We start from the raw sequence: 1,570 nt of genomic DNA, 5'->3' as shown, positions 1-1,570 counted from the left end.
TTGAGTACAACCGATTTCTTCTGGTCGCTCGCTTCCATTGCGCCGGCTGTAATGGTTACCGCTGTGAGCTGGTTGATACTTTCGGCAAGTGAAACCGACTTTTGAATGGGCTGGCCGGTGCATTCGATCTTTATCTCCTGTGTTTTAAATCCAAGCGCCTGCACGCTTAGGATCTGCGCGTCGGCTTCGTCTGTGGAAAAGGAGAAATTGCCCTCATTGTCAGAAGAAGTCCCGTCGTAAGTTCCCTTCAAAACGACATTTGCACCTGGAATTGATACGCCTTTTGTATCTGTGATCTTGCCGGATACCAGCGTTTGGGCTGTGAGCCGGAGTGCGATTATAATCAGGAGGAAAGTGAGGCAGCTTTTCATTTTTGCGCTTTGTTTTGACCAAAGTTGCGCATTGAAAAAACGGCTGCGAAAAGGAGGTTACCGAAGTGCAGAAGTTGCAGGATGAACTCCCGTTTTTAGCAGACAAAGCGTAGCGCATTCCGTCACGAAAAGCTGTGACCGATTCCACGGTTTGCTCTACAACCCAGAGCTATTTTACACTTTTTTTGAGAAAGTTATAATTATTCTCCGCTACAAGGTAAAGTGCTTGTTTACAATAGTTTATTCCTCTATTTCTCCTTACTGCCATGTCAAAAGTGTTCCTTTTGCGCATAGGTGCGGATTATCTTCTGGCACAGCTGGCACGCTTCTTTAAATAACCCTTGCAAAACAGTTTCAAACAACAGACAACTCCAACTAAAATCAATATGGTAGCTTCACTAGGTAACAACGCAATTGACACACTAAAACCAGGCGCAGTACTTACAGTAACAGGTGCCCATACTGAAAAGGATGCCCATCAGCAAATAGCTGAATTCCTGCAGTCGAGCAACAGAAACGATCTGGATTATTTCCCGATTTCAAAAGATTACTTTCTGGTGTACACGAAGGCAGCGGGCGCTACAAACGGAGTTGCCTAAGATTTAATTTCGATTTTAGAACATGGTACAATCAGGTACATTTAAGTTATTGGGGCAACAGCTCATTGATATCATTATCCACAAAGACGACGTAGTTGAAATAGCACCCATTGAGAAAGATCAGGGTTGCATTATTTACCTGAAAAACAAAGTCCCTTACGCAGTAAGTGAAAGCCAGCGGGAGGTTTATCAGAAGTTAAACTGGGTTGCAGCATAATATTAATCTATTGGCATGGAAAAGGAAGAGAGGCTTCGGGGCGACCGGGGCCTCTTATTTTTTGTGTCAAATACGCCACTTCCCGAACCGCAGCGCATTAACTCACGTTAGAGGGTAGCTACACCACAAAGTTCAAATGCCAAAAAAGACATACTTCTTCCTGATTTTGATCCTGGGAAGTCTTACCGCACTCGGTCCGTTTTCGATCGATATGTACCTGCCGGGATTCCCCGCTATTGCCAAAGATCTTCACACCACAGCCGCAAAAGTTTCGCTTTCACTCTCGGGATTCTTCATTGGAATCTCGCTCGGACAGCTTCTTTACGGTCCGTTACTGGATCGTTTTGGAAGAAAAAAGCCGCTTTTCATCGGATTGATCATTT

4 protein-coding genes are annotated in these 1,570 nt (G+C 44.6%); 3 read left to right on the top strand and 1 reads right to left on the bottom strand.

The features are described from left to right. Positions 1-371: carboxypeptidase-like regulatory domain-containing protein (locus tag ACTIE6_RS23750; RefSeq protein ID WP_439558993.1), on the bottom strand; the 371-nt coding region annotated here is incomplete at its 3' end. A 386-nt stretch (positions 372-757) separates the two neighbouring features. Between ACTIE6_RS23750 and ACTIE6_RS23745 the strand changes: the two genes are divergently transcribed. From ACTIE6_RS23745 to ACTIE6_RS23735, 3 genes are all read left to right on the top strand, one after another. Beyond that, positions 758-970, top strand: coding sequence for a hypothetical protein (locus tag ACTIE6_RS23745; RefSeq protein ID WP_439558992.1), 213 nt, complete (start codon positions 758-760; stop codon positions 968-970). A gap of 22 nt (positions 971-992) precedes the next feature. Further along, complete coding sequence (locus ACTIE6_RS23740; RefSeq protein WP_056291353.1) at positions 993-1,187, top strand: hypothetical protein; 195 nt, start codon at positions 993-995, stop codon at positions 1,185-1,187. Positions 1,188-1,323: 136 nt separating this feature from the next. Further along, on the top strand, positions 1,324-1,570 hold a 247-nt coding region (locus tag ACTIE6_RS23735), incomplete at its 3' end, for an MFS transporter (RefSeq protein ID WP_439558991.1).

It is taken from the genome of Dyadobacter sp., assembly GCF_051859145.1.
Classification (GTDB): domain Bacteria; phylum Bacteroidota; class Bacteroidia; order Cytophagales; family Spirosomataceae; genus Dyadobacter.
Note: the sequence above shows the minus strand (reverse complement) of the source record. Positions and strands in the feature narration are given on the sequence as shown.